The 25,524-nt window shown below is 44.1% G+C and carries 27 protein-coding genes and 1 pseudogene; 7 read left to right on the forward strand and 21 right to left on the reverse strand.

Annotated elements, in window-relative coordinates:
- Window positions 1-147: 147 nt before the first annotated feature.
- Entirely contained in the window at window positions 148-1,305 is a 1,158-nt protein-coding gene (locus FED51_RS11545; protein ID WP_010898404.1) for an alpha/beta hydrolase, read from the reverse strand.
- A gap of 151 nt (window positions 1,306-1,456) precedes the next feature.
- Window positions 1,457-1,963: a peptide-methionine (S)-S-oxide reductase MsrA gene (msrA, locus tag FED51_RS11550; protein WP_041821603.1), complete on the reverse strand. Its 507-nt coding sequence runs from the start codon at window positions 1,961-1,963 to the stop codon at window positions 1,457-1,459.
- A gap of 233 nt (window positions 1,964-2,196) precedes the next feature.
- Between msrA and FED51_RS11555 the strand changes: the two genes are divergently transcribed.
- Entirely contained in the window at window positions 2,197-3,534 is a 1,338-nt protein-coding gene (locus tag FED51_RS11555) for a YjiH family protein (RefSeq protein WP_053431036.1), read from the forward strand.
- A 112-nt stretch (window positions 3,535-3,646) separates the two neighbouring features.
- Entirely contained in the window at window positions 3,647-3,874 is a 228-nt protein-coding gene (locus tag FED51_RS11560) for a YuzF family protein (RefSeq protein WP_083445512.1), read from the forward strand.
- 37 nt (window positions 3,875-3,911) lie between these two features.
- On the opposite strand, the gene FED51_RS11565 is transcribed toward FED51_RS11560, so the two are convergent.
- Window positions 3,912-4,199, reverse strand: a complete 288-nt coding sequence (locus FED51_RS11565; RefSeq protein WP_010898408.1) for a HesB/YadR/YfhF family protein — start codon at window positions 4,197-4,199, stop codon at window positions 3,912-3,914.
- A 175-nt stretch (window positions 4,200-4,374) separates the two neighbouring features.
- On the reverse strand, window positions 4,375-4,896 hold the full coding sequence (locus FED51_RS11570) for a DoxX family membrane protein (protein ID WP_138090541.1): 522 nt from the start codon (window positions 4,894-4,896) through the stop codon (window positions 4,375-4,377).
- A gap of 554 nt (window positions 4,897-5,450) precedes the next feature.
- On the opposite strand from FED51_RS11570, the gene kamA reads away from it, so the two are divergent.
- The gene (gene kamA / locus FED51_RS11575; protein WP_053431035.1) at window positions 5,451-6,857 is read left to right on the forward strand and encodes a lysine 2,3-aminomutase; all 1,407 of its coding nucleotides are present in this window, start codon (window positions 5,451-5,453) and stop codon (window positions 6,855-6,857) included.
- Window positions 6,847-7,119, forward strand: a complete 273-nt coding sequence (locus FED51_RS11580) for a YokU family protein (protein WP_010898412.1) — start codon at window positions 6,847-6,849, stop codon at window positions 7,117-7,119. The genes kamA and FED51_RS11580 overlap by 11 nt, the downstream gene beginning before the upstream one ends.
- A gap of 281 nt (window positions 7,120-7,400) precedes the next feature.
- Here FED51_RS11580 and ablB read toward each other — a convergent pair whose 3' ends face one another.
- The 10 genes from ablB to FED51_RS11630 all read right to left on the reverse strand — a co-directional run bounded on the left by ablB (window position 7,401) and on the right by FED51_RS11630 (window position 16,148).
- Window positions 7,401-8,207, reverse strand: a complete 807-nt coding sequence (gene ablB, locus FED51_RS11585) for a putative beta-lysine N-acetyltransferase (RefSeq protein ID WP_053431034.1) — start codon at window positions 8,205-8,207, stop codon at window positions 7,401-7,403.
- Window positions 8,208-8,211: 4 nt separating this feature from the next.
- Window positions 8,212-8,883: a 3-oxoacid CoA-transferase subunit B gene (locus tag FED51_RS11590; protein WP_010898414.1), complete on the reverse strand. Its 672-nt coding sequence runs from the start codon at window positions 8,881-8,883 to the stop codon at window positions 8,212-8,214.
- Complete coding sequence (locus FED51_RS11595) at window positions 8,868-9,545, reverse strand: CoA transferase subunit A (protein ID WP_053431033.1); 678 nt, start codon at window positions 9,543-9,545, stop codon at window positions 8,868-8,870. Before FED51_RS11595 ends, FED51_RS11590 begins: the two co-directional genes overlap by 16 nt.
- A complete protein-coding gene (locus FED51_RS11600; protein ID WP_053431032.1) occupies window positions 9,542-10,879 on the reverse strand; it encodes an aspartate aminotransferase family protein in 1,338 nt (445 codons plus the stop codon). Before FED51_RS11600 ends, FED51_RS11595 begins: the two co-directional genes overlap by 4 nt.
- A 203-nt stretch (window positions 10,880-11,082) precedes the next feature.
- Window positions 11,083-11,295 carry a hypothetical protein gene (locus FED51_RS11605; protein ID WP_053431031.1) on the reverse strand — a complete coding sequence of 71 codons (213 nt, stop codon included), beginning with the start codon at window positions 11,293-11,295 and terminating at the stop codon, window positions 11,083-11,085.
- Between the two features lie 65 nt (window positions 11,296-11,360).
- Complete coding sequence (locus tag FED51_RS11610; protein WP_053431030.1) at window positions 11,361-12,278, reverse strand: chemotaxis protein; 918 nt, start codon at window positions 12,276-12,278, stop codon at window positions 11,361-11,363.
- 87 nt (window positions 12,279-12,365) lie between these two features.
- The gene (locus tag FED51_RS11615; protein ID WP_053431029.1) at window positions 12,366-13,781 is read right to left on the reverse strand and encodes a HAMP domain-containing sensor histidine kinase; all 1,416 of its coding nucleotides are present in this window, start codon (window positions 13,779-13,781) and stop codon (window positions 12,366-12,368) included.
- Window positions 13,778-14,473, reverse strand: a complete 696-nt coding sequence (locus tag FED51_RS11620) for a response regulator transcription factor (protein WP_053431028.1) — start codon at window positions 14,471-14,473, stop codon at window positions 13,778-13,780. The genes FED51_RS11615 and FED51_RS11620 overlap by 4 nt, the downstream gene beginning before the upstream one ends.
- 66 nt (window positions 14,474-14,539) lie before the next feature.
- Window positions 14,540-15,805, reverse strand: a complete 1,266-nt coding sequence (locus FED51_RS11625; protein ID WP_053431027.1) for a hypothetical protein — start codon at window positions 15,803-15,805, stop codon at window positions 14,540-14,542.
- 76 nt (window positions 15,806-15,881) lie between these two features.
- Window positions 15,882-16,148, reverse strand: a complete 267-nt coding sequence (locus tag FED51_RS11630) for a hypothetical protein (RefSeq protein WP_010898422.1) — start codon at window positions 16,146-16,148, stop codon at window positions 15,882-15,884.
- A gap of 178 nt (window positions 16,149-16,326) precedes the next feature.
- Here FED51_RS11630 and FED51_RS11635 point away from each other — a divergent pair.
- Window positions 16,327-17,324: pseudogene (locus FED51_RS11635) on the forward strand (serine hydrolase domain-containing protein).
- 154 nt (window positions 17,325-17,478) lie between these two features.
- On the opposite strand, the gene FED51_RS21695 reads toward FED51_RS11635, so the two are convergent.
- The 4 genes from FED51_RS21695 to FED51_RS11655 form a co-directional block, all read right to left on the reverse strand.
- A complete protein-coding gene (locus tag FED51_RS21695) occupies window positions 17,479-17,685 on the reverse strand; it encodes a hypothetical protein (protein WP_338035663.1) in 207 nt (68 codons plus the stop codon).
- A 197-nt stretch (window positions 17,686-17,882) separates the two neighbouring features.
- A complete protein-coding gene (locus FED51_RS11645; protein ID WP_053431026.1) occupies window positions 17,883-18,620 on the reverse strand; it encodes a SurA N-terminal domain-containing protein in 738 nt (245 codons plus the stop codon).
- Window positions 18,621-18,829: 209 nt separating this feature from the next.
- Complete coding sequence (locus FED51_RS11650; RefSeq protein WP_233443816.1) at window positions 18,830-19,615, reverse strand: ABC transporter ATP-binding protein; 786 nt, start codon at window positions 19,613-19,615, stop codon at window positions 18,830-18,832.
- A gap of 10 nt (window positions 19,616-19,625) precedes the next feature.
- Window positions 19,626-20,558: a dipeptidase gene (locus tag FED51_RS11655; RefSeq protein WP_053431025.1), complete on the reverse strand. Its 933-nt coding sequence runs from the start codon at window positions 20,556-20,558 to the stop codon at window positions 19,626-19,628.
- A 95-nt stretch (window positions 20,559-20,653) separates the two neighbouring features.
- Here FED51_RS11655 and FED51_RS11660 point away from each other — a divergent pair, with 95 nt between their 5' ends.
- Together FED51_RS11660 and FED51_RS11665 are read left to right on the forward strand one after the other, a co-directional pair.
- Window positions 20,654-21,088: an Hsp20/alpha crystallin family protein gene (locus tag FED51_RS11660; RefSeq protein WP_010898428.1), complete on the forward strand. Its 435-nt coding sequence runs from the start codon at window positions 20,654-20,656 to the stop codon at window positions 21,086-21,088.
- Window positions 21,089-21,111: 23 nt separating this feature from the next.
- A complete protein-coding gene (locus tag FED51_RS11665) occupies window positions 21,112-21,441 on the forward strand; it encodes a YppG family protein (protein ID WP_010898429.1) in 330 nt (109 codons plus the stop codon).
- Between the two features lie 8 nt (window positions 21,442-21,449).
- Here the strand turns inward: FED51_RS11665 and FED51_RS11670 are convergent, their stop codons facing one another.
- The 3 genes from FED51_RS11670 to FED51_RS11680 form a co-directional block, all read right to left on the reverse strand.
- Window positions 21,450-21,758, reverse strand: coding sequence for an iron-sulfur cluster biosynthesis family protein (locus tag FED51_RS11670; protein WP_233443818.1), 309 nt, complete (start codon window positions 21,756-21,758; stop codon window positions 21,450-21,452).
- 84 nt (window positions 21,759-21,842) lie between these two features.
- Entirely contained in the window at window positions 21,843-23,858 is a 2,016-nt protein-coding gene (locus FED51_RS11675; protein WP_053431024.1) for a methyl-accepting chemotaxis protein, read from the reverse strand.
- Window positions 23,859-24,327: 469 nt separating this feature from the next.
- Window positions 24,328-25,506 (reverse strand): MFS transporter, encoded by a 1,179-nt coding sequence (locus FED51_RS11680; RefSeq protein ID WP_010898432.1) that lies wholly within the window; start codon window positions 25,504-25,506, stop codon window positions 24,328-24,330.
- Between the last annotated feature and the right edge of the window lie 18 nt (window positions 25,507-25,524).

The following is a 25,524-nucleotide window of genomic DNA, read 5'->3' on the forward strand; positions in this document are numbered from 1 at the left end:
TTCGTAAGTTCTATCCACGCTTAACTAGACGGACGTTTTCAAGTTTATGGTCAAAATCACGAGACGCCTGCGGAAAAAAGCAACAAGTGGTTTTTGAAACAATCAACCCCATATAAAATAAACTGTGTTTTGTACTAGCCTCTTCGGTCACCATCCAGAAAATAGAGATAGGGACTGTTTTCCGATGAGAAATCCACCGATAGCATAAGCTTCAAGCCGATCCTTAATCGCCACTTGGGCAGAAGGTACGTCATCAATGACGAGTTCATATGGTTTAGCGTCCATATCGTCATAGAACGACTTTTTCAAAAACATGGAAGCCTGATGAAGAGCATCATCCCCTCTCTCCATTACTTCATAAAAGGAAACGAATCCGTGCATCACACCATTGTAGCGGATCGCTTGCACCGGAACACCTGCATCTGCCAAGCTTTGTGCATACATTTCTCCTTCATCCCGGAGTGGGTCAAACTCAGCAGTTACAACAAAGGCCGGTGGAACCCCTTCCAAATCAGCATTCAGCGGAGAAGTGTAGGGATTTAACCACGACTCTTGCTGAGGCGTATATTTCTCTCGAGCCTGAACCATAACCGCTCGCGATAGCAGATAATATCCGCTATCATAATGATCCCGCGAAGGAAATGCGACATCTTGGAAGGTCGTAAGGGGATATAACAATACTTGGGCGGAAATCTCAGGACCTTCTCGATCTCTTGCCATTAGCGATACGACAGTGGCGATATTGCCTCCTGCACTATCCCCAACAACTGCAACATTTGCTGGGTCTCCGTTAAACAACTCAGCATTTTTTGAAATCCAATCAAGTGCATCATAGCTATCTTCAATCGCTGTTGGGAACGGATGACCTGGAGCCACGCGATAGCCAACCGCAACGACAATACTGCCTGTCCGGACCGCCAAAGCGCGAACGATATTATCATGGGTGTTAATGTCCCCATATCCTTCTAAAAATGCCCCGCCATGATAATACAAAATAATTGGATGGGGTCCACTTGCTTTAGGCTGATACACTCGAGCTGGTATCGATGCCCCGTCTGAAACAGGTATTTGAATCAACTCTGTCTTAAATCGTGAATGTCCATTTGATTGTGTAAGAAATTTCGGTGGACGCATGTCAGGAGTTACTAAATTATGATGAATAGCATGGAGTAGTACAGCGGTTTTCGGAGGAACTTTTCCAGCTTCCGTATGGGACCAATATTCCACGAACGTGATCGAAATGATCATAAAACCTACGATAGCTGAAACAATTGCGAGTAAAACCGTTTGGAATATCCTGATCATACGCTGCTTCCTCCTAACTCTAAGATGTCAAACAGGATGTACTTTATTATATCAAAAAATGTGTAATTTGTTAACGGATTATTACAAATTAATCACATATTTTCACACATTTAAACGGATTTCTAGTTAAAGAAAAAAGTAGCGTTGCTCGCTACTTTCCCCAATGTTTATAAATAAATTCATCCCGACCTGATTTTTCACGATCTTCCTTGTATGCCATCGGATTTTTTTTATAAAATTGCTGGTGCTCCTCCTCGGCTGGATAAAAGGTTGCCATCGGTAATATGCTTGTCACGATGGGCTTTTTAAATTTTCCACTCTTCTCAAGTGCTTCTCTCGACCGCTCGGCAAGCGCGCGCTGCTCTTCGTTTTCATAAAAGATAGCTGTACGATATTGCGGTCCCCTATCGTGAAATTGCCCATCTGGATCTGTCGGATCAATTTGTGGCCAATAGAGCGATAACAATTTCTCGAATGGAAACAACTCAGGAACGTATGTAATGTGAACCACTTCATAATGACCAGTTGTCCCGGTTTTTACTTGTTCATATGTTGGGTTTTCGACCGTCCCCCCTGCATAACCAGATACGACACTTTCGATGCCAGGTTGTTTATCAAACGGCTGAACCATACACCAAAAGCAGCCTCCAGCAAACATCGCTCGTTCTAGACGTTTTTCCACTATTTCTCCCCCTTTTACAATCGTAATCGAATTATAGCATAGGCAGTACATACCTGAAAGCTCATTGCTTATAGGAGATAGACTAGTTTTACAACTCGTACGCTTCACAAAGATTATGCAAAAGAGGTTTCCACAGGGATAAGAATATGTTATTTTTAAAAAGCATTATTTATAAACATGCAACCGTTAAGTAAGGTGGTTTAATAATCATGAAAACGTCGTGGAATATGAAAGGTTTTTTACTATTTATTCTTCCTTCTTTTTTTGGGGTCTTTTTATTTATGGTTCCGATTCGAACGGAAGATGGTTATAGCATACCCGTAGCGATCCTTGCTAATTCCCTTCAGATATGGCTTTCTCCCATACTCCCTGGACTACTAACAGCACTGATCGTGATCTCCGCTTTGATTAGCGCCTATGCAACGATACGAAAACCGGTCTTTTTTAGCGAGAAACCGAATGTATCAAAGCTCGTTGTCGTTTCGCCATTTTGGCTTGTTGTTCGTTTGATCGGTGCCATGTTTGCTGTGGTTACGTTCTTTACTTTAGCTGATGAAGCCATCATTGAAGTAACTGGTGGATTGCTGTTATATGATTTGATGCCGGTCCTTTTTACTGTCTTTTTATTCGCTGGTTTTTTCCTTCCGCTCCTGCTGAACTTCGGTTTGCTAGAACTGTGCGGAGCGCTCTTAAATCCCCTGATGCGCCCACTATTTAAGCTTCCTGGTCGTTCGGCCATTGATAGCTTGGCATCTTGGATGGGAGATGGAACGGTAGGGGTCATGTTAACGAACCAACAATATGAACAAGGTTATTACTCAGAACGAGAAGCCGCCGTTATCGGAACGACTTTTTCCGTCGTTTCTATCACGTTCAGTATTGTCATCCTTGACAAAATGGACTTAATGAATTATGTCCTTCCATACTATGGAACGATCGTCTTGGCAGGATTCATCGCTGCGATTATCATGCCGCGAATTCCGCCGCTTTCACGGAAAAAAGAACGATATTATACTCATGAACCGAGCGTTCATGAGTCTCGTCCTGCTACTAGTTCCTTATTGTTATGGGGATTGACAAAAGCGATGAACAGAGCACGGAACAACTCTGTTAAAGACTTGTTCCAAAAAGGGCTTTTGACAGTTGGTGATTTATGGATTGGGGTTTTACCTGTGGTGATGGCCTTTGGAACAGCCACCGTCCTACTTGCAGAAACGACTCCCCTTTTTGAATGGCTCGGCATTCCATTTGTCCCGCTGTTGGAGCTAGCACAAATTCCTGAAGCAATTGAAGCCTCGAAAACAATGCTCGTCGGATTTGCCGATATGTTCTTGCCAGCCATATTAGGGAGCGAAATTGAAAGCGAACTGACTCGTTTCGTGATCGCTTGCTTGTCAGTCACTCAGCTCATTTACATGTCTGAAGTGGGAGGCTTGCTCCTCGCCTCTAAGTTACCGATCCGCTTTATCGATTTAGTGCTTATCTTCCTAGAACGTACGATCATTACACTTCCTATTATTATCATGATGGCCCATCTCATCTTTTAAATAGGACCGTCTATGTCGTTTGCACATAGGCGGTTTTCTCATGGTCATACACCCTTTTAGACATGTGGCATACTATACAGCGTGAACAATTGTCTTGAAAGGATGAAAGCTCGTGCAACACGCCGATCAAAGTCGTCCGCAAATGATATCATCTGTGGAGCCTTTCCTTTTTCAAACCCTTCAATCCACACTTGGCCAGCACGTCGTCATCCAGACGACAAAAGGGAGCATGCGGGGAAGGTTAACAGATGTAAAGCCAGACCACCTTACCTTACAAATGGAGGATGCGACATTCCTTATTAGAACCCAAGAAATTGTATGGGTTCTGCCAAAAGCATAAAGCTCCGCCTTTGCTAGGCGGAGCTTTATGCTTCTTTTTATTCATAAACAAATTCAATTTCGTCGTACTTACGACTATACTTCACTTTTAAATCGAGATCTTTAAAATACCACAAGTCCTCATTTTCAATGTAAAAGGTAACGCCATCCACCTCCGACTTTGCCCCAATTTCCTTTGGCGTCTCTTGGCTAATCCCCAAGGAGAAGCCACTTTGAATCGAACCACATCCACCGTATCGTGCATAAAAGCGAATATTCTCTCCACCTTCTAAGCCAAATTCATCTTTAAACCATTGAAGCGCTGGCTTCGTTATTTGAATGTTCATCGTTTCACTCCTTCTGATGCCTTGCGTTCTTATTTCTACTGCCCATCCTAACAAAGAACATCCAATAGGATTGATAAGCTTATGTTCCTTAAAATTAGCTTACCAAAAAATCTCGCTTGAACAAAGACATTGGCTTACAAATGTATTAACTTGCCTTTCTTTCGGTGATCTTCTTTTAGGATGCAAGCTTGTCAGAAGAGGTTATTGGACTTTTTTGCTCCAGCCTGTTTTTTTGAAGCTTCTCACGAATGAATGGAAGCACGTAGCGGTCACCACCAAAACGACCAGCATTAGCACCAGCAACAGAAATGAAAATCGTAAGCAGAATCATCCACGGATTGGAGGAGATTGTTCCAGCAAACAGGAACGAGAAATTCATCATTAATCCGAAAAAGGCGGCTGCAGTCGTCAAGACACCTAAGAGTAGACCAAGTCCAACAAGCAATTCCCCCCACGCAACCATAAAACTGAATGTATCGGCATTAGGCAACGCAACATGTTCGATAAATGTATGGTAGCGAGGGTACTGTTCAAGTACTGCTTCATTTCCAACCACACCGAATAAATAACCTTCTGCACTAAACCCCTCGGTTACCTTCCCCCATCCTGCCGTTAGCCATTGCCAGCCAATATATAGACGAAGCACCGTGATGAGGCTTGCAGCATAAACATTTTCTCTTAAAAATTTCATGATCATTATTAAGTCCCCCTTTTTCTCTAAAATACTTTGTGAACAATTTCACATAAATAACGAAAGAAAAAAGTTGTTTACTATTTCACATTAGTTTTCAAACACCCTTTTCCTTTCACCTTTATTATGCCACAATAAACTTTGTGAAAATAATCACAAATTTGAACAGGTTGTGACAATTGTCTGATATAAATCCATTTTTTTCTTATATCTTTCCTTCAGGAAACTTTTTTTATCTTGTGCATAAACTGGACAACAAAGGGGTGGAACGTCATGAAATATGGGAAAAAGCAAAAAACGATTTTTTATGCTGAATTATTATATAAATGGGGCGTCATCTCTAAAAATCAAAAAGATCAACTACTCAAAAAGATACAAAACGAATAACTTTATTCAACTTTTGGGCGTTTGCTGCATTTATTAATAAAAGAACGAAAAAGCAGAAGACGCCCTTGAATTATTTTTTTACGATGACAATCAATCCACGATCATACGATCCTATGATTCTCTTACTGTTTCGTTCTCACGGCGTCGATCGCACTAAAGGAGGCGAAGCAAGAATGGTACAATTGTATCAGCCGAAACGACATTGGAAAGACATTTCTCTTTGGAAAGACGTGACGGAATCACAATGGAACGATTGGCTCTGGCAACTAACCCATACGATCCGAACCATCGATGATTTAAAGCAAGTGATTAATCTAACAGAAGAAGAAGAAGAAGGCGTACGTATTTCAACGAAAACGATTCCGCTAAACATTACGCCCTACTATGCCTCACTCATGAACCCAGACGATCCACGTTGTCCAATTCGAATGCAATCGGTTCCGATCTCAAAAGAAATCGAAAAAACAAAGTATGATATGGAAGATCCTCTTGCAGAAGATGAAGATTCTCCTGTTCCCGGGCTGACCCATCGCTACCCAGACCGTGTGCTTTTTCTCGTGACGAATCAATGTTCCATGTACTGTCGTTACTGTACAAGACGGCGTTTTTCCGGCCAAATTGGTATGGGGGTCCCGAAAAAACAAATGGATGCCGCCATCGACTACATTGCCCAAACCCCAGCAGTACGAGACGTGCTACTTTCAGGGGGCGATGGCTTACTAATCAATGATCAAATTCTTGAATACATTTTAAAGAACTTGCGGGCGATTCCTCATGTGGAAATCATTCGGATTGGAACGAGGGCTCCGGTTGTGTTTCCACAACGAATCACAGATCACCTTTGCTCTATTCTAAAAAAATACCATCCGGTCTGGTTAAATACCCATTTTAATACATCATTGGAAATCACAAAGGAGGCGAAGGAAGCCTGTGAAAAGCTAGTCGACGCTGGTGTGCCTGTCGGAAATCAAGCCGTTATCCTTGCCGGAATTAACGACAGCACTCACATTATGAAAAAATTAATGCATGACCTTGTCGCCATCCGCGTCCGCCCTTATTATGTATACCAGTGTGACCTTTCAGAAGGAATCAGTCATTTCCGCGCCCCAATTTCTAAAGGCATCGAAATTATGGAAGCGTTGCGCGGGCATACGAGTGGCTATGCCGTACCGACCTTTGTTGTGGATGCCCCTGGAGGCGGTGGGAAAGTCACACTCCAACCGAATTACATTTTATCGCAAAGTCCAAGCAAAACGGTATTGCGCAACTTTGAAGGGGTTATCTCCACCTATCCAGAACCTGACCATTACGTTCCAGGGAAGGCGGACGATTATTTTGCCAAAATGACCGGAATTACAGGAGATGAAAGGAGCATCGGAATTCACCGGCTCATGAAGGATGAAGAAATCAATCTTGTGCCGAAAGGGTTGAAGCGGTTAGAGCTACGTTCTGTTTATGAACAAGATACAAGGCATCGGTCCTTAAAAGATTTACGTGAAAAACGCGATCAACTAAAGGAGAAGAAATGGCTAGCAGAACAGCGGAAGCTACAAGAAGGGAAGAAATCCGATGAAATGTAGATGGTGCGAGGTGGAAAATCCTATCAATCGAACGATGACGACTTACTGGGAGTTACCGTCAGGATTGCGCGCCATCCAATTGAAAGCGGTTCCATCCATCTATTGCTCTCACTGTCATATTGAAGAAGTGGATGAGACAATTTTAGAGGAGCTAGAGGATCAATTGCTACTTGTAGACGAATCTGCCATTCCTGATGAAACGACCTATGAACAGTTAATGAAGATGCCTCGACGATTAAAACGGAATTATTTTAAGCTTTAAAAACCTAATCCCACTCCTTCTGGATGGAAGATGGAGGTCTTCCCAAGGGTATGAGCCTCTTTACCGAACCATTCATCGGTTCCGTGTTCATGCGGAAATTTAAGACCTCCTCCGTGACTGGGTTGCATATTTTAGTGTCCTCTTACGGACATTCGAGTGAGATGCTAATCAATCAGCAGACGATCCCATGAATCAACAGAAAAAAGTTCGGATCATCAAAATAAAATGATTCGAACTTTTTTTATACGTTTGGCTAGTTTTGTCCCAGCCCCAGTATATGGCTAACGAATGTTAGTAGCGGTAAGTCGCTTCGTCCATATATTCATATCCTCGAACCCTGTTCCGATTATACAATTGTTTACCATCGTTCCCTCATAGGAAAATCCCCGTTTTTTGATCGTCACATTCATCCCGAAGGAGTGAGACCTTGTAATGGAATAAACGTTTTCCTCGCCTTCTTCCCATAACCATTGCTCTAACTCACATAAAACAGAAGACAAATACCCGTTTCCTCGCGCTTCTTTTTTTGTTGCGCAATCGGTTATTTCCCAGCCACCGAATCCGTTTGGTACTGCTGAGGCCGCGCAAATTATGTCCGTACCTTCCTTAACTCCAACGAATTTTGCCCCTTCTTTCATCGTTTGCTGCAAATATTGTGCAGAAAACACATCTGTCGGATAACGCTCAAACACATGGCGATACAATTGAGCAAGTGAATCCGTATCGGCTTCATTCAGACGCTGTACAGCGTGAGAGGAAAGATCTAATGTCCGCTCAATCTTTTGTACATAGGATAATACCTCCCGGTGAAGACGCTCATGATCCGAGTTTTGTCTGTCTTCCTTTAAAAAGAAGGAGAAAACGTTCGCTTGGCCATTATGAAAATAAGTAGAAACAGCCCCTTCTTGTAACCATCCTTCTTCACAAAAAAAATGGGCGCATGACTCGTGGACGTAGGCAATCATCTTACCAGTTACGCGACTTTTTTTACGATAAGCGTTTTCGAGCGCTTCCTTGGCGTTCGTTTTTATCGATAGAACGATCCGTTCATTGCGATCATCCCGTTCGACTAACCATGGAATATCCAATTGTTTATACCTCCCTAATCCGAACCGACTGGCGATTGACCTCAAGTTCGGCTTCTGTGTACGTAAGCACATCTTCGATCGTATAAGGGGCAAAAACCTCTGTCAACTGAAAACGCTCTCCTTTTCGCTGCAATACTGCCATATCGGTAATAATCATATCAACGCATTTTTTCGCTGTTAACGGATAACTACAACTTTTTACAATTTTCGGTTCTCCCTGACGATTGACATGATTCATTAAGATAATGACCTTGTTTGCTTTTACAGCAAGCTCCATTGCCCCACCAATTCCAGGCACCTTTCTCCCTGGTACGATCCAATTAGCCACATCCCCTTGTTCACTCACTTGCAGTGCCCCTAACATCGTTACATCCAAACGACCACCGCGAATTAACGCAAAGGCTGTCGCACTATCCACATACACGCCCCCTGTTTTTAACGTAACAGGGAAGCCCCCAGCATTGCATAAATGCGGCTCCTCTTCTCCCTTTTTCGGACTTTTCCCCATGCCAATAATTCCATTTTCAGCATGGAACCAAATGTTCTTTCCTTCGGCAACATAATCGACAACAAGGGACGGAATGCCGATCCCTAAATTCACGATCATGTGATCGGTTAACTCTTCCACTGCACGCTTCACCATTTTTTCCTTTTCCCGATTTATTCCCACATCCACTTCCAGTCCACCCCCTCACTCTCGACCAATCCATCGACAAAGGCCCCAGCTGTAACGACCTCTTCTGGATCGAGTTGGCCGAGCGGAACGAGTTCCTCTACCTCAGCGATCGTATACCGACCTGCCATTGCCATGAGTGGATTGGTGTTCCGCGCGCTCTGATCATAGACAAGGTTTCCAAACGGATCGGCTTTTTTCGCATAGATGAGACTTAGATCAGCACGTACTGGCTTTTCCAGCAGGTAAGAGGTGCCGTCCACAACAACTCTCTCCTTCCCTTCTGCTACAATCGTATCCATCCCCACATCTATAAGGATTCCGCCTAATCCGACACCTCCAGCCCGAATTCGCTCCATTAACGTTCCTTGAGGCGAAAACTCAACTTCAAGCTTTCCTGCCTGCATCAGTTCACCAGCGATTGGATTGGAGCCGATATGGGATGTAATTAAACGCTCAGCTTGCTGAGAACAGACGACCGGGCCGATGCCAATCGTCGGAAAGCCTGCGTCGTTTCCGATTAGTGTAAGATTTTTCGTCTTAGATTCTTTTAACCATTTGACGAGCGTCGGTGGGGTGCCGATCCCGCCAAACCCTCCGTACATGATAGACATCCCGTCCTTAAACCGTTCCAATACGTCATGTTTGCTCATTTGTTTGCTCATGTCTCAGCCCCCAACAGCTGTTTTTCGACTCGTTCAAGTGTCCTTGCTAATTTTCCTAACAATTCACATCGTTCCTCTTTCGTCAACGTGAAAGGTGGAGCAATTAAACAACCAGCTCCTTCCCCCTTTAATCCGGCAGCTGATGGATATAGCAAAAGGCCTTGCCGTTGAGCCTCGTTTACGATACCAGCCGCCACTTGAGCATCTTTCGGAAAAGGTGCTTTTGTCGCTTTATTTTTCACAAACTCAAGCCCGATGAGCAACCCCTTCCCTCTCACATCCCCTACGATCGCCGAGGCCGTTTGAATCTCTTGAAGATCCTCTAACAACTTTTCACCAATTGTAGCTGCGCGTTTTACGAGATCGTGTTTTTTTACGTAGTGGAGTACGGCTAACCCAGCCGCACAGGATAAAGGATTGGCGCTAAACGTATGACCGCTCATAATAAGGTTCGATCCTGCTTGAATTGGCTCAAGCACATGGTCGGCGACAACGGTTGCAGCGAGTGGGGCGTAGCCTGCGGACAACCCTTTGCCTAAAGTGACAATGTCAGGCGTCGCATCCCAATGTTCAATCGCCAGATCCTTCCCTGTCCGTCCCATTCCCGTCATCACTTCATCGCAAATGAATAAAATGTCATGCTGATCGAGCACTTGTTTTAGCGCTTCATAGTACCCTTCCCCCGGTACTAATGCAGTTCCCGCGGCGCCAACAATCGGTTCAGCGATAAAAGCTGCGATCCTGTGAGGTCCGATCTGCTCGATCAGGTGATCAAGCTCTTCCGCATAGTCAACACCAGACATTTCTCTCACTTGTCTGTACGGATACGGGGGAGATAAAAATGGGGGCCGGTCTAGCATTCCTTCAAATCGTTGTCTCCGTTCATAATGACCTGACAATGAAAGCGCTCCTTGTGTAATTCCGTGATAGCTCATCCATCTAGAGAGAATTAACGTTTTCTCAGGACGTCCGCGCTCTTGCCAATATTGAATTGAGATTTTAATTGCTGTTTCGGTTGCTTCTGAGCCACTGTTCACAAAAAAGCTATGATTCAATTGCCCTGGCAGCTGTTCCGCTAATTTCGTTGCGAGCCGCTCTGCCGGTTCATTCGTAAACTGAGAGCGATAGACGAACGATACTTTGCGAGCCTGTTCGTACATCGCCTGGACAACTTCATCCACCCCATGGCCGATCGATGCGGTGACAGCTCCAGAGCAAGCGTCAAGATAGCGCTTTCCATCCATATCATAAAGCGCTGCTCCTTTCCCGTAGGAAACACACGGATAGTTTCGGTTAAGCAGTGGTTTTATTAAATAGCTTTCATCCTTTGCCATCACGTTCCCCCCTTTCACCTATTCTCATTCTATTCGCCGAAAAGAAGCGTCATGCTAGGAAGGAGAAGGCATCCATTAAGAACGAACGCATCGACACTGTCAACTCTTAATGGCAAAAACAACCGTTTTCCTCCTCGTTGATCTTCATAGAAATTAAGCTTTCTTAAAGCGCAAAAAAACCCGGCAGATGCCGAGTTTTTACGTTATTTATATGCTTTGCCTTTCGTTAAATGGCACGGGACGCCATAGCCAATCGCTCCAGGCTTTCGCATTTTTTCCATATAAGAAATTCCGATGGTACACTGCGTTCTACATCGTTCACACACATCAGATGTTACTACCTTCATGTTATATTTCGTTTTCTCCTCTTTTGATAGCTGTACGAAGTTTCCTTTTTTGTTTGATCCTTTTTTCAAGGCTGCCCCATCCCCTCCATTCAAGATAGGATAGTGTATGTGAATGAGGGGTGGTGGGTGAGTGTTTATCCTTTTTGCAGCAAGGAATCGAGCATCTCGACGAGCTGTACGATTTCCGGTTTTCCGATTTGGGCATCTGCCCCGACACGCTCCCCTTTGTGATAAAGATCTTCTGTAATAAGGGAAGAAAAGATCACGACAGGAAGATTGGATAAAACCGGGTCCGTTTTTACACGTTTCGTTAAGTGGTGTCCATCCATTTGCGGCATTTCAATATCTGAGATCAATAAATCGACGAAGCTTGTCGCTGCTTGTCCGTGTTGCTCCACTAATGTGTGTAAAGCTTCCCATGCGCCTTTTCCATTTTCAAAGAAATGGAGATTAACATAGCCCGCTTCGTTTAATGTATCCTTTAATAGGTTGCGCAATACAGCTGAATCTTCGGCAATGTAAATCTTTTTCTCTGAACGCTCCCGCACGCCGAGCGCGCGAACCTTTTCAATACTAAGCCCTGCCTCTGGATTGATGTCTACCACAATTTTTTCAAAATCTAATAAGAGCGCCATCTGACTTTCAAGCTTGACGATTCCGATTGTATGCGCGTGCCCGCTATGGAAAAGCTGGCTCGGCTTTTCAATTTGCTCCCAAGAAATTCGATGAATCCGCGATACTTCGTGGACATGAAACGCTACTTTTAACCGATTGAGTTCGGCAATAATGAACTTATCTTGTTGCGGATTCGAAGATGGCGGCAAGTTCAACACTTGGGCTAAATTAATAACAGGGATGACTTCCTGTCTTAACCGAATAACACCTTCAATATGAGGATGACTGTTTGGCGTTTCGGTCATTGGCAATGGGTTGATTATTTCCCTAACCTTTAACACATTGATGCCAAACAAACCACCTGCAATCGAAAACATAATGATTTCTAATTCATTCGTCCCACTCTCTAGTAAAATGTTAGATGTATGATCGCTCATGTACGATTCTCCATTCTTAAGACATTGTTACTATTAAGTGTACTGGATAACCGCCAAATTAACAACTATCATATCAATACTTTAATCCTATTTCTCTAATTTCTTTGCCTCAACTTCTTCTTCCTTAGCGAAGATCAAGGTGAACGTCGTTCCTTTTCCTTTCTCACTGTCAACGAAAATGGTTCCACCCATTTGCTCAACTAATTGCTTTGTAATTGCTAGCCCGAGTCCTGTCCCGCCATATTTCGAGTTACGCGAGCGATCCGCACGATAAAACCGATCCCAGATATATGGTAATTTGTCACTATCGATCCCTTCTCCATTGTCCGAAACGGAAATGACGTTTTTCCCATCTTCAGCGTAAAGGATAAGATTAATGGTTCCATTCGAAGGTGTATGACGTATGGCGTTGCTTAACAAGTTTTGCATGACTTGCTCAAGACGACCTGAATCCACAAGGGAGAACAAAGGAGAATGCTCTTTATGAATGGCCAGCGTGACGTTCTTTTTCTTTCCTTCAATGGTTGAGACCCGTACCGAGCGTTCAACGACGGCCTCTAAGTCCGTTTTCGTTAAATGAAACGAAACGTTTCTCTCTTCCAGCTTCATTAACTCGAACAAGTCGCCGACTAACCGCTCCATCCTTATTGCTTCTTCATGAATGATCATTGCTTGATCCTTCTCATCTTCCGTTAAACCCTCTCGCTTTTTCAATAAAGCAGCGTACGCCTTAATGTACGTAAGAGGGGTTCTCAACTCATGGGAGATGTTTGAAATCAGCTCATTCCGTGATTCTGTTAGTTGTTTTAGCCGACTCGCCATCTCATTAATGCTGCCCATGAGATCTCCGATTTCATCGCTACCGTGAACAGGAAGTCTTGTATCAAATGCGCCTTTTGCTATCTTTTTCGTCGCTTTCTGTACAGTTTTGATCGGCGCGGTTACCTTTCGAATAAGCCCATAAAGTAACGCCCCAGACAATAGCAAAGTCAAAGCTCCCATCATCGCTGTAAGCATGACGAGATTGGTCCGAGTGTGCTCAAACAACCCTGTATCATGGTCTAAGAACAAATAACCGGCAACGTGCCCGCCTTGGTGAACAGGAACGGTAGCCCATACGTGAGGGATGTGCTCTTCCATCACATGAACGAGCTCAAGCGTTACTTGGTCATTCAAGTCATTTGATTGAATCCAATCGACATATCGCTTAATCCAACGCTGATCATGCGTATTCCCAGCCATCATCGGTTCAAACTGTTCATTTAAAATCAGGAAGACATTGTCCTCCTGACGTTGCTCCATCCAAAAGACGTGCTCCTGCGTGTTGGCAGTCCAAGATTGTTCAAGGATCTCACGATGCGCCAGCAACCTTGATGTGATATCCTTTTCAAGCTGCTCATAGTAAAACTGTTTAGATAGTACATAAAATGACAAGCTCATGGCCGCGATAACGACCAATAAAAATCCACCGACGACCACCGTAAATCTAGTCGCAACGTTCATTGATTTATCCCCTCATGTTCCACATACTTATAGCCAACGCCCCATACTGTTTGGATCATAGTACTATCAGCTCCGACTTTTTCAAGCTTGTCACGGATGTTTTTAATATGGGCATCCACATTTCGATCATAGATTTCCACTTGGCGATCCCATGCCAAATCTAGAAGTTGTTCTCTTGTATATGTTCGTCCAGGGTTACTGAGTAATCTGTGCAATACCCGGTATTCGGTCTTTGTTAAACCGAGTGACTGACCAGCAAAGGAAATGTCGTGTGCTTTTTCATTAACCTTGAGCTGTTTTTCCTCACCCTTTCTTGATGCAAGCCCACCTTTACGTCTTAACACCGATAAGATCCGCGCGTTTAATTCATCGGGCTCGAACGGTTTGACGATATAATCGTCGGCTCCTTCATTTAGTCCACGAACGATATGCTCCGTTTCCCCTAGTGCGGTTAACATAATAATGGCAACATCCTCCTGTAAATGACGAAGCTGTGCGATGAGCGAAAAACCATCAACATCTGGAAGCATAATATCGAGCAGCACAAGGTCAAATGGCTCCGCTTTCAAGCGATCCATTGCGGCTAAGCCGGTTGCAGCCGTCTGTACAAGATAGCCTGCTTCTGATACACAAACCGTAATTAACACTTGCATCTTTTTCTCATCATCAACAACTAACACTCGCCTTTCCATGTCCATCTCCCCTTTAAATGAAAGAAAACATTGCTTGTCCTAGCATAAGACAAGCAATGCGTTTGATCAATGGTGATGTCCTTCATCTGATTGATGGGCAGATACAATTTCTAGCCTTTCGTCAATCACACCTTGCACTTGATAGGAAACCCGGTCCACATCACCAATGATATAGCCGTGATTGTAAGGACCTTCTGTCGGATCATCTGCAAATACCGGCTTCAACTTCGCTAAATATTCGTACACTGGCTGAGTTAACTCACCGTCATCGAGCCAAATTAGCGGGCTGTGTTTTCCTAAATGAGCGAGTGGAGCAGCGGCAATGGCTAGCTCAGCATCGTTTGTCGATGAAAAAACGAGTCCATGTCCAGGAGATGTAATATCCCAGCCGAAGTCGGTCGCTTCATCCTTATATGATGAGAAAGCAATCGCTTGTTCGACAGGGGTATCCCCTTCAATCCGTTTGACTTCTCCGTATGCTTCAAGTTCTGATGCCACGTTTTCTGAAATGATCGCTTCAGGTCCAAGCAAATAAATGATCGCCTCCCCACCTCGCGCTTCGAGTGCCTCTACGGTTTCTTTCGGAATCGCACCGTCTTCAACGAATAGAAGTGACTCATTCATATGGGCAATCCAATAAGCAGCAGGAATCGTAAAGCCCTTTGCATCTTCATCCAGCGAACCGACAAGCACTGCTTGCGGTACATCGCCAATCGTTTCAATAAATGATTCTTCAATCAGCTTCCCATACTCTGGAGCTGAATCTGCCGTAATTTGGGCAATCGTATAAGCGGATAATTTGTCTAACTCAGCTTGCGGCAAATCCCCAATGACCAAAATCTCTGTGCCTTGATCATTCCCGAGGGGATCGAGACGGGCAATCTCTTGAATCACCTCGTCCGAAATCGTCCCATCGTAATAAAGCATCGGTCCGTTATTCGGATGATGAACGAGGGTCAACGAGGCAAGAGATGCTCGCCAATCTGTTACGGAAGCCAAAATAACCGTATTCGGTTGATTTTGCTCATGTGTTGCTGGCCAGCCCATTTGTGAAAGTTGAATCGCAAACGAAATGGGATCATTTTCTGCTAGCCTTGTCATATTTTTAGTTTGTAACGTCTGGAGATGGTTGCTCGCTTCTTCCCGTAAAGCGTGTGGCGGGGTCACCGCCTCTTCCTCCAGCATACGACGATCAACCTGCTCCTCGGTTGCTTCCTCCTGTTTTTCTTCCACTGCGTCATGATCCTCATGGGGAGAATCTGAACTTGGACTACAAGCAGCGATGATCGCAAGGAGTAGCATGCCCGCCACCATCGGTTTCCAACTTCTCATATGTACGCCTCCTTTCTTCTTTAAGCTAACGGAAAAATTTAAAGAAAATATGAAGAAACGTACGTACCTTAATTTTTTAACGATCGTACCATTCCTTTACTTTTTCAAGATCCTCGATTAATTGCTTCAATTCCTCTTCATTAAGTTTTATTGGCATTTGATCATACAATGTAAGAATTTGTCCACCCGTATCAAACTGATGTGCCGTTAAATAGTGGTACAAAGAAAGAAGTTGCCCTTCTTTGAGCGTTGACTCTGCTTGAAAGTGCTTAATTTTTTGTAAGGTAAATTCGTTGCGGTTTTGATCAAATTCACCGGAAAGGATATTTCCTTCAAGCTTCATGTATTATCACCCTTTATGTTCCGTCTTGCTAATAGGGTGTCAACATTTTCTTTTCTTATCATGACCAACCGGGTTATGTTTACAATTCGCTAAAATATTTCCCATTTTTCTCTGTTTTATATGCTAAACTTTAGGAGGAAAAAGTTGAAAATTTCAGAATGATTGGAGAGAATGGTTCATGGAAAATCACTTGCACACGATCATGGAAGATTGGAAACTGTCTGGAACAGCGTTAATAAAAAAAGGGGAGGATATACCGATTATTTCCAGCCACGGTTTTGCTAATCGAGCAGAACGAATACCGAACGAGCACCACACGCGCTTTGGCATTGCTTCAGGCTGCAAACTCTTTACGGCAATCGCGATTTGTCAGCTCGTGGAAGCGGGTAAGCTTTCCTTTGACACACCGCTATCTGACTGGTTAGATGCTCCTTTTCCGAATGTCACAATCCACCACTTGCTCACTCATACATCTGGAGTCCCAGACTATTTTGACGAGGAAATCATAGATGACTTTGAAGGTTTATGGAAAGACGTTCCGATGTATTATCTTCGCCGTTTAAAGGATTTCTTACCATTGTTTCAGCATGCACCGATGAAATTTCCTCCTGGCGACCGGTTTCATTACAATAACGCTGGCTATATTTTATTAGGTTTGGTCGTTGAGAGTGTTATCGGTGTAACGTTTCAAGAATATGTGGAAGCGAATGTTTTCCAGAGGGCAGGAATGCACGAGTCTGGATATTTCGCCTTTGATACTTTGCCGGCTAAAACCGCCCTCGGTTACATTGATTTAGAAGACGGTTCTTGGAAAACGAACCTTTATTCCTTACCGGTCATTGGCGGCTCAGATGGCGGGGCGTATGTCACAGCAGAGGATATGATGAAGCTGTGGCTTGCACTCATGAGGCATAAACTATTAAACGAAACCTACACACAACAGTTGCTCCCCCCCATGTTCATTGTGAGGATAACGACTATTACGGCTACGGTGTATGGATCAAGCAACAGGATGGAGCAATCAGCAAATATCATGTTATGGGCTATGACCCTGGTGTTTGTTTTCACTCAGCCTTCTATCCAACCTCAAACGGAATTGTCGTCGTCTGCGCAAACCAATCGTCTGGAGCCTACGATGTGATGGCAACGATTGAAGCCCTATTTTCAGAAGCATAAAACTAGTTCACCGTAACGGTGTTTGGTTCTGAACAGCACTCATTAGGGAAAAGTTAGTTGAGGCGAGTTCACTTTCAGAATAATAGCGAACGGGCATCCCTTTAGAGGTAGCGAACTCTCTTTTCTCGTACTGCGACCAATATAACCGTCCACCTCAAGGACGAAAATTTCGTCTGACATCTCTATTTTTCGCTTGAATGTTTTCAAACATCTGTACTTGTTCTTCCGTCATTTCAATCCCTTCTCTTTGCTCAAAAAAACCGACGCTTAACACAACATGTCCTTTTAGCGTCAAATAAGCATTGACTTGTTCAAACTCTGTCTTGAACTTCGTAGAACCACATAATGTTATCACCTTCATCGTATCATTCCTTTCTCCTGTTATCTCGCTATTGTACAACAGAGAGAAAGTATTTGAATATGGGAGTAAAGACTCCTTACAATCGATTCTCATAAAAGGAAACGAAGAAGACACACCAACACAAAATCGGGTGACCTGTATCTCAAACAGTTCACCCGATTTTATGCTCCAAGGTGCTTTTGAGGCCAGCCCCTGAGTTATATATGAACGGTAATATCCCCTTCTTCACGAAGCTTCTCAAAAAGAACTTCCAATTGCTCTTGTTCTTTTTCTGCGATCAATCGCTGTTCAATATTACTTTGCAGCTCTTCGAAAGTGGGCAGTTCATCTTCCTCATAATACTGCTTTTCTTCTTCATAACGAGCTTGGATTTCTTCTTCGGTCACGTTAATCGCTTCGGTTTCCTCTTCGACGTATTTTTGTTGGCGGACGTAATGCTCAATTTCCTCTCGTAGCTCATCCATGGAGGAGCCACCTTCTTCTAGGGCTCCCATTAATTCTTCTTCCGAGGAGAATTGTGCCACGATAAACGCCAACTCTTCGTCAATTTCCTCTTCGGACACTTCAATCTCTTTTTCAGTTGCGGCTTGCTGAAGCAATTGTTCGTTTATTAGTTGCTCAATCGTCTGCTCTTCAATGAGCGAGATCATTTGCTCCCCTTCTTCTCCTTCAAGCGAAATACCGTATTGAGCCATGGTCATTATTTGCTGCTCAAGGACCATTACATAGGTTTCTTTGTCAATCGATTCCCCATTTACGGTTGCGACAGGATCAGGAAGATTGTTAATGTCAATAATCTCTTCAATCGAGGGAATTTCACCATTCGCTTCTCCATCTATGTTCGTCTCTGCATTTTCTTGTTCTTGACCGTTACAAGCCATTAGGCCAATTGAAAGTGCAAACACTCCAACGATCAATCCTACCTTTTTAACCAATGACGACTCTCCTTTCGTTGATCAAGCCTGTCGCCATTGTAACATACAAGGAATTGAAGTCTAAAACTTCCCTCTTCTGATGCCGGCTCTCAAGGCAAAAATGTAAAAAACAATCAAAGCAAAAACCTTTTAATAACAGGCACAAAACAAAGTAGCACGCCAATTTTAAAAAATGATGTAAGAAAAGCGCAAGGCTTATTTTCCCCTGATCACATAGGCTTGACCCAATACCTTCCTGATTCTACGATAACGTCCAGCGGACAGCCAAAGGCAGCGGTGATCGTTTCTTTTGTGAGCACCTCATCTTTTCGCCCTTGCGCAACTACACGCCCATCTTTAAGCATGAGCACATGGGTGATAAACGGTTGAATTTCTTCTGGATAATGCGTGACATAGAGAAAGGTCGGGGCTCCTTTCGTCGTTGCTACTGATTCAAGCGTCTGAAGCAACTGTTCACGAGCAATAAGATCAAGACCCGTTGTCGGCTCATCTAGAATAAACAACTCAGGTTTTGCTACCCATGCCCTCGCTAGGAACGCCCGTTTCCTCTCTCCTTGCGAGAGGGTTAAAAAGCGCTCATCCGTTAGATGGGTAAGGCCAAACGTTTCGATGGCCGCCTCCGCTTTCGCTACATCAGCTTCCCCTAACGGTTCATAAACACCGACTGTACCGTGAAGCCCGCTCAGCACAATCTCGAGCACAGTATCTTGACCTTTCGTATGGAATCGATCATCTAATGACATGCTCACCCAGCCAATTCGTTTTCGAACTTCTTGAATCGGCACTTGGCCATAGCGATTTCCTAGTACGGCTACATGTCCCTCAGTTGGCCATTCATAGCCTGTGATTATTTTCAATAATGACGTTTTTCCAGAGCCATTCAAGCCAACGATTGCCCAATGCTCCCCTTGCTCCACTTGCCAGGAAATTTGCTGTAAAATCGGCTTTTTCGCTTTCCGTAGTGTGACCTGTTCGACCTGTAAAATGTCTGCCACGTCCATCACCTCATACATACGAAATCGGTGTTGCTTTCAAAAAATTGTCCCATGCAAATCCACGAACTAGCTCTTCATCGTACCGCTTCAATAATTCGTCCATGAACCATTGAAATCTCCCTGCATGTTCCAAACCATCCACAAAGCAAGGGATACCATCAAAATCGGAGCCAAAGCCGACATGCTTTTGCCCCCCGAGGGAACAAATATGCTCAATATGCTTCATGACATCATCGATTGAAGCATCATCGGTCCCCGTCAAAAAATGAGGGTGAAACACGATGCCTATAAAACCACCCGCCTCAATTAAGGCCTTTAGTTGAGCGTCGGTTAAATTTCGTCTATGATCACATATCGCTTTTGCGTTGGAATGAGTCGCGACCGGGAACTGTGCATACTCGATCACATCCCAGAAGCCTCGTTCACTTAAATGGGATACGTCCGTCAATACGTGGTGTTCATTGTTTAATGAAACGACGGCTTTCCCCCATTCCGTTAGACCTCCGCCCCTAGGCTCTCCAACACCGTCCGCGCATAGATTCGCCTGATTCCATGTCAGACCTAGAGAACGAACACCGAGGCGATAGAGCGTCTTTAGCTTTGTCGGATCATCACCAAACGGGTCCGCACCTTCCAATGTTAAAATCGCTCCTATCTGGTCATCATCAAGGGTCAGCAAATCGTCCCAACGTTCAATAAACGTAAACTGAGGATGCTTTTTTAAAATCTTTTCGTGAAAGAGCTCCGCTTGTTGTAAGGCGACTTGGAACTTTTGATCAAAGGGAATGTCGGGTTCGACGAAGATCGCAAAGCATTGTGCCCTTACCCCACCTTCCATTAAACGGACAGCATTGGCTTCAATTGCTGGATCATCTGTATATTCCTTCGCAGGGTCTTCCCACAGCTTGAGTAAAGCATCACAATGGGCATCGAAAATACGCAACCATTTCCTCTCCTTTCTCTCGAATGTGCTTTCACTTTCACCGACATTGAACCATATATATAGAGTAACGAACATAGGTAAAGGAGGCTATTCATATGAGTCGCGAGGAGAGCGGTAAAAGCAAGCTCCCTAACGTATATCAAGATTTTTTACGTTCCATCGATGATTTTTTTTCTAAATCGTTTCAACATCTCCATGATAATGGGATGTTCGCTCCTTCCATTCCGATTCGCCAATACGAGAAAGGAGAGCAGTTTATCATTGAAGCCGAACTTCCAGGCGTATCCAAAAACCAAATTCAGCTAGACGTTTTCCCCCAATATGTACGTATTCGCATTCATGAAGAAGAAGTACTTGAAATGCGGGAAGATGAAAAAGGAATCTACTCAAAATCCATCTCAAGTCAAGCGAGAGAACGAGTGATTCCTTTCCCATACCCCGTGCAAGAAGGTGATATCAAAGCGAGATTACGAAACGGCTTATTGACGATCGCGATTCCGAACCATCGGAAACGTATCAACATTGAATAATTGGAGCGAAAGGAGGCGTTGACATGTACAACCTGCATCCTCGTCAAACATGGTCTCAAGGTGCCTATTACCAACAGCCTTTTCAGCATTCGACTTGGCCAAATCATCCCCAACCAACTAGCTCTGGATGGGGACAAATGTATACGAGCACAGGCCCTAGCTTCCCACCGCCTTTTTACCCAAATTACTTTTCTCAGCAAAAGCCTAAAGCTTCCCCATGGAAAGCGGCTTTTACGAATCAGGATGGCACCTTTGACATTAATAAAACGTTTCAAACCGTGGACCAAGTGGTGAAAACTGTTAATCAAGTGACACCCCTTGTGAAGTCTGTCGGTTCGATCTTTATTAAATAAACCAGCCTTTACATCGTGCGAATCGATTGTCCGTAGGCTAATGTTTGATTTCGATTGATCAGCTTGAATCCTTGAGAAGGAACAAAATCTACTTTGACTTCCTCGCCAATCTCTTCGGCTGCCTTCTCATCATATATCCACGTCATTCCATGAAACGACTGGACGTGGTCGTCTTGATTTACGTGATCGTACGCTAAATAAAACTCAATCATCGTGCTGCATTCGTACGTATCTCTTGCCACAATTCGAATCGCACGATCGCCAAGCTCCAGTTTATCCAGCTGGCTTTTTGCAGATTCTGTTACTATGATTTTCACAAATATCCTCCATTCATCGTTATGTAACAGAAAAGGAGTCCTAGAGACTCTTTTTCTGCTCATCATAGACAAGTGCGAACGAACTTAAGAGTTGGATTCAGACTCCGTTTGAAATTGGCGTACGGATTGGTTCAATTCATGGCTTGCTTCTTGAAGCTGTTCGGCTGCTTCTGTAATCCGCTGAAGGGCTGTAACCTGCTCGTCTGTTGACGCGTTTACTTCCTCGGATGTCGCCGCGGCTTGCTCTGCCACTTCCACTACTGCCTCGATACGTTTGACAAACTGGCTGTTTTGCTCAGCAAGTGTACCGAAATCCTCTTGGACACTAGCAAGTGTTTCGTTCATTTGCTTAATGAGGCTTGCCATGTGAAGGAACGTATTCTCTGTTTCATCGACTGAATCCGACTGTTCAGAAAGAATGCTTCGCGCTTGCTTCATGTCCACGATGACCTGCTTCGAGCGATTGACGATTCCCGTGATCGTATCACCTACACGAACGGTTTCATGTGACGATTGTTCTGCAAGTCGGCGAACCTCATTCGCTACGACTGCAAACCCCTTGCCGTGCTCCCCTGCTCGCGCCGCCTCAATACTTGCGTTTAAAGCAAGGAGATTCGTTTGCTCCGACAAATGGTTGATCGTGTGGATCACTTCGTTGATTTCCATAATATGATCGGATAATTTAAGCAATCCGTCTTCCATCTGATCAAACACTGTGTTCGCTTCCAATGTCTTCGTTTTTAGATGCTGAACTTTCTCTGAGCCTGATTGTCCAGCCAAACGTGTTTCATTGGAAAGGCTGCCGACCTCTGTCATGGATAAGCTCATTTGCTCCATTTGCCGTGCCAATTGGTCAATTTGACGCTTAGCTTCATCCAAATGCTCCACCTGCGTTGTTGAACCTATGGCCACATCGCGGACAGCCAAAGCAATTTCTTCGCTTGAGGCAATTGTCTCTTCCGAAATGGCCGTCAAGTGATCAGCTGCTTCTTGGACGTGGGCGGTAGAGCCTTTGACAGTCGTAATGATCCCTCTTAATTGTACGAGCATTTCTTTAAAACTTTCTGTTAATTGCCCTACTTCATCGTTTCCTGCAGCTCTTACGTCAACGGTAAGGTCACCGGACGCCACCGTTCCGACGTGTGTTCCTAGCCGGCTAATTGGCTTTGTAATCGAACGAGCTACCAATATGACAATCATCATTCCGACGATTAAAGCGATAACGGACACAAGGATAATCCCATTTCGCACGGTATTTACATCTTTTAGCATGTTATCCCGCTCAAATTCCATTCCAACGATCCAACCGGTTAACGGTACGGTTTGGAAAAATAAAATCGTTGATTCACCATCTGTTCGTCCATTTTCCGAATCTGAGGTTGCCTGTATCACTTGCCCATACAGCTCATCCTCAGTCACCGTTTCTCCAAGTAGCGTCGGATGAACAATTGCAGTACCTTCACGATCAAAAAGGAAGATCGCTCCATCGTAATTCATCTCGATACTTCCGAGAATATCAGAAAAATCATTTAATGTCATATCAATCCCAGCAACCCCTTGAGCCTGTCCACGTTCATCCAAAATCGCCTTCGCGACAGTCATGACGATTTCTCCGTCCTCTATGCTCACATACGGACTAGTCCAAACAACCTCCGTAGGGGACGCCATCGCCAGTTCATACCACGGACGAGTCGTCGGATCAAAATCATCCGGCAAATCAACAGTAGGAACGGTCTCAATTGTTCGCCCTTCTGTTGCTACATAACTCAACTGAATGTTCGGATGTAGTTGTCCGTATCCGGCTAATTGACCAAGTACCTCTCCACTTACGTCTGATGAACCAGCGTCGATTTGCTCATTGACATAGGTTAATGTACGCGGATCATTTGCAAGCAATTGCAATTGATGAACATGCTCTTGTATGTATCGTTCCGTATACCGGCTCACCTCCTGTAAGACGGTTACCGCTTCATTTTCTACTTGCCTCTCAATGGAGCGTGACATTTGCATGTACGTAATAAGTGACACCGCCATTAGGACCATTAGTAGCGTCATTGAAAATAAGACTGTTAGTTTCTTTTGAATCGATTGCTTAAACAAAAGGTAATCTCCTCTCTAAGTTGTCATTTTTCTTGATCGTCAAAGACACAATCATCCTACCTAGGACAATTGGTCCTCCACCGTCATATTGTACCTAATTACCTATGAAATTTCTATCATTGTTTGAAATTTCTCTGAAATCAAAAGATTTCTTTTGTTAAGCAAAGGCTTTCATGACTGCTTTATCCATTTTCTAGTAAATTCCAAGCGTTACATTCACCTGTTGCAACTGGCTCCGCTCCTCTACCGATGAGTCTGATTGATACCTACTGTACGCAGCTCCTGTCTCACAGAGGCGATGCCTTCCTGTTATCATTTGAACGAAACGGCGGTCTGCATGAGAGAATCGACGATGATCGCATGTTAATAATAATCCTCCCCTTTATTTAACTGAATTTTCAGAAAAAAGCCATCTATACATGAGTATACAACGATAAGAAAAAAGCAGCCACTTCAAAGCGAAGGACTGCTATTTTTCAGCTATGGCAGGGAGGGGATGGAACGATTTTTTATAGACGAAATGATAGACGGTCATACCTAACGCTCCAATGAAAGCTGAAAGAGCAAGATAGGAATAGAGTGTCGGGATACTGAATGCTTGAATCATCCAACCGCCGAATAACGAGCCAAAAATTCCAGAGAGCCCAAAGGTTGTCGAGATAAACAGCACATGCCCTGTCGCTTGTAAATGCTTCGGAATCAAATGGCTTACAAAGGCAAAGGCCGCCACGTAAAACACCCCAAAGGTCATGCCATGTAACGTTTGTAACGGCAAAAGCAGCCACGGTACAGCGACCATGCTCACGAGCCACCAACGGACTCCGTAGAAAACAGCTGCAAAAATGACAAATCCGATCGGGGAAAATTTTCGAAACCATAAAGTACTCGTGGCAAGAACAGCCGCTTCGGTAGCAACCCCGATAAACCATGCCCAGCCTATGTATGATTCAGGCCCGCCTAATTCGACAATATAGATGCTGAGAAAGATATCATTGGTCCGGTGGGTAACCGTAATAAACACGATACATACTAAGAAAAAGAAAATTTTCGGATCAATCGCAAGCTTCAAAGCACTTAATAAGGTGACTGGCTTTGTTGTATCTGAAAAATCCTCCAAGCCAAACGATAACCATAGCGAGATAACCGTGACGACAAGCAATGGCACCATAATATATGTCACCCCGATGGCAGCTAAAATATAGCCTACAGCGAGGGACGTAAAACCAAACCCGAGCGAGCCCCACATGCGAATTTTCCCAAAAGAAAGACGCCTGTTGATCGCTGTTTTTTGCGCAAGACTATCACCTAGTGCCGTCGTTGGCGACAAAAACAAAAACAGAACAAACATCATAATAAAATAACCAGCAAAGCTGGCAGCACCCATAAAAGCAAAAATGGCCACGATCATCCCAATTAGGGCAATTTGAAGCATTCGTTTGATCGATTTATATTTATCGCTTAAAAAGCCCCACGTCGGCTGGGCTAAGATCATAGCAAAAGGCCCCACCGCCATAAGCACTCCAATTTCCCCTGCCGTAAGTCCGACAGCTGAAAAATAAACGGGTAAGTAGCTCGTGACAATGGTCATCGACGAATAAGCAAAAAATAAATAGGCCATAAGCCGATAGACCGACTGAACACGTATCATAATTTCTCCTCTTTTCTA

The sequence above is a fragment of the Halalkalibacterium halodurans genome, assembly GCF_005671335.1.
GTDB lineage: Bacteria > Bacillota > Bacilli > Bacillales > Bacillaceae_D > Halalkalibacterium > Halalkalibacterium halodurans.

Coding starts and splice junctions, on each gene's coding strand:
- FED51_RS11545 (WP_010898404.1), bottom strand. CDS start 1,305: ATGATCAGGATATTCCAAACGGTTTTACTCGCAATTGTTTCAGCTATC.
- msrA (WP_041821603.1), bottom strand. CDS start 1,963: ATGTTTGCTGGAGGCTGCTTTTGGTGTATGGTTCAGCCGTTTGATAAA.
- FED51_RS11555 (WP_053431036.1), top strand. CDS start 2,197: ATGAAAACGTCGTGGAATATGAAAGGTTTTTTACTATTTATTCTTCCT.
- FED51_RS11565 (WP_010898408.1), bottom strand. CDS start 4,199: ATGAACATTCAAATAACGAAGCCAGCGCTTCAATGGTTTAAAGATGAA.
- FED51_RS11570 (WP_138090541.1), bottom strand. CDS start 4,896: ATGATCATGAAATTTTTAAGAGAAAATGTTTATGCTGCAAGCCTCATC.
- kamA (WP_053431035.1), top strand. CDS start 5,451: ATGGTACAATTGTATCAGCCGAAACGACATTGGAAAGACATTTCTCTT.
- FED51_RS11580 (WP_010898412.1), top strand. CDS start 6,847: ATGAAATGTAGATGGTGCGAGGTGGAAAATCCTATCAATCGAACGATG.
- FED51_RS11595 (WP_053431033.1), bottom strand. CDS start 9,545: ATGAGCAAACAAATGAGCAAACATGACGTATTGGAACGGTTTAAGGAC.
- FED51_RS11600 (WP_053431032.1), bottom strand. CDS start 10,879: ATGGCAAAGGATGAAAGCTATTTAATAAAACCACTGCTTAACCGAAAC.
- FED51_RS11610 (WP_053431030.1), bottom strand. CDS start 12,278: ATGAGCGATCATACATCTAACATTTTACTAGAGAGTGGGACGAATGAA.
- FED51_RS11615 (WP_053431029.1), bottom strand. CDS start 13,781: ATGAACGTTGCGACTAGATTTACGGTGGTCGTCGGTGGATTTTTATTG.
- FED51_RS11620 (WP_053431028.1), bottom strand. CDS start 14,473: ATGGAAAGGCGAGTGTTAGTTGTTGATGATGAGAAAAAGATGCAAGTG.
- FED51_RS11625 (WP_053431027.1), bottom strand. CDS start 15,805: ATGAGAAGTTGGAAACCGATGGTGGCGGGCATGCTACTCCTTGCGATC.
- FED51_RS11630 (WP_010898422.1), bottom strand. CDS start 16,148: ATGAAGCTTGAAGGAAATATCCTTTCCGGTGAATTTGATCAAAACCGC.
- FED51_RS21695 (WP_338035663.1), bottom strand. CDS start 17,685: ATGAAGGTGATAACATTATGTGGTTCTACGAAGTTCAAGACAGAGTTT.
- FED51_RS11660 (WP_010898428.1), top strand. CDS start 20,654: ATGAGTCGCGAGGAGAGCGGTAAAAGCAAGCTCCCTAACGTATATCAA.
- FED51_RS11665 (WP_010898429.1), top strand. CDS start 21,112: ATGTACAACCTGCATCCTCGTCAAACATGGTCTCAAGGTGCCTATTAC.
- FED51_RS11680 (WP_010898432.1), bottom strand. CDS start 25,506: ATGATACGTGTTCAGTCGGTCTATCGGCTTATGGCCTATTTATTTTTT.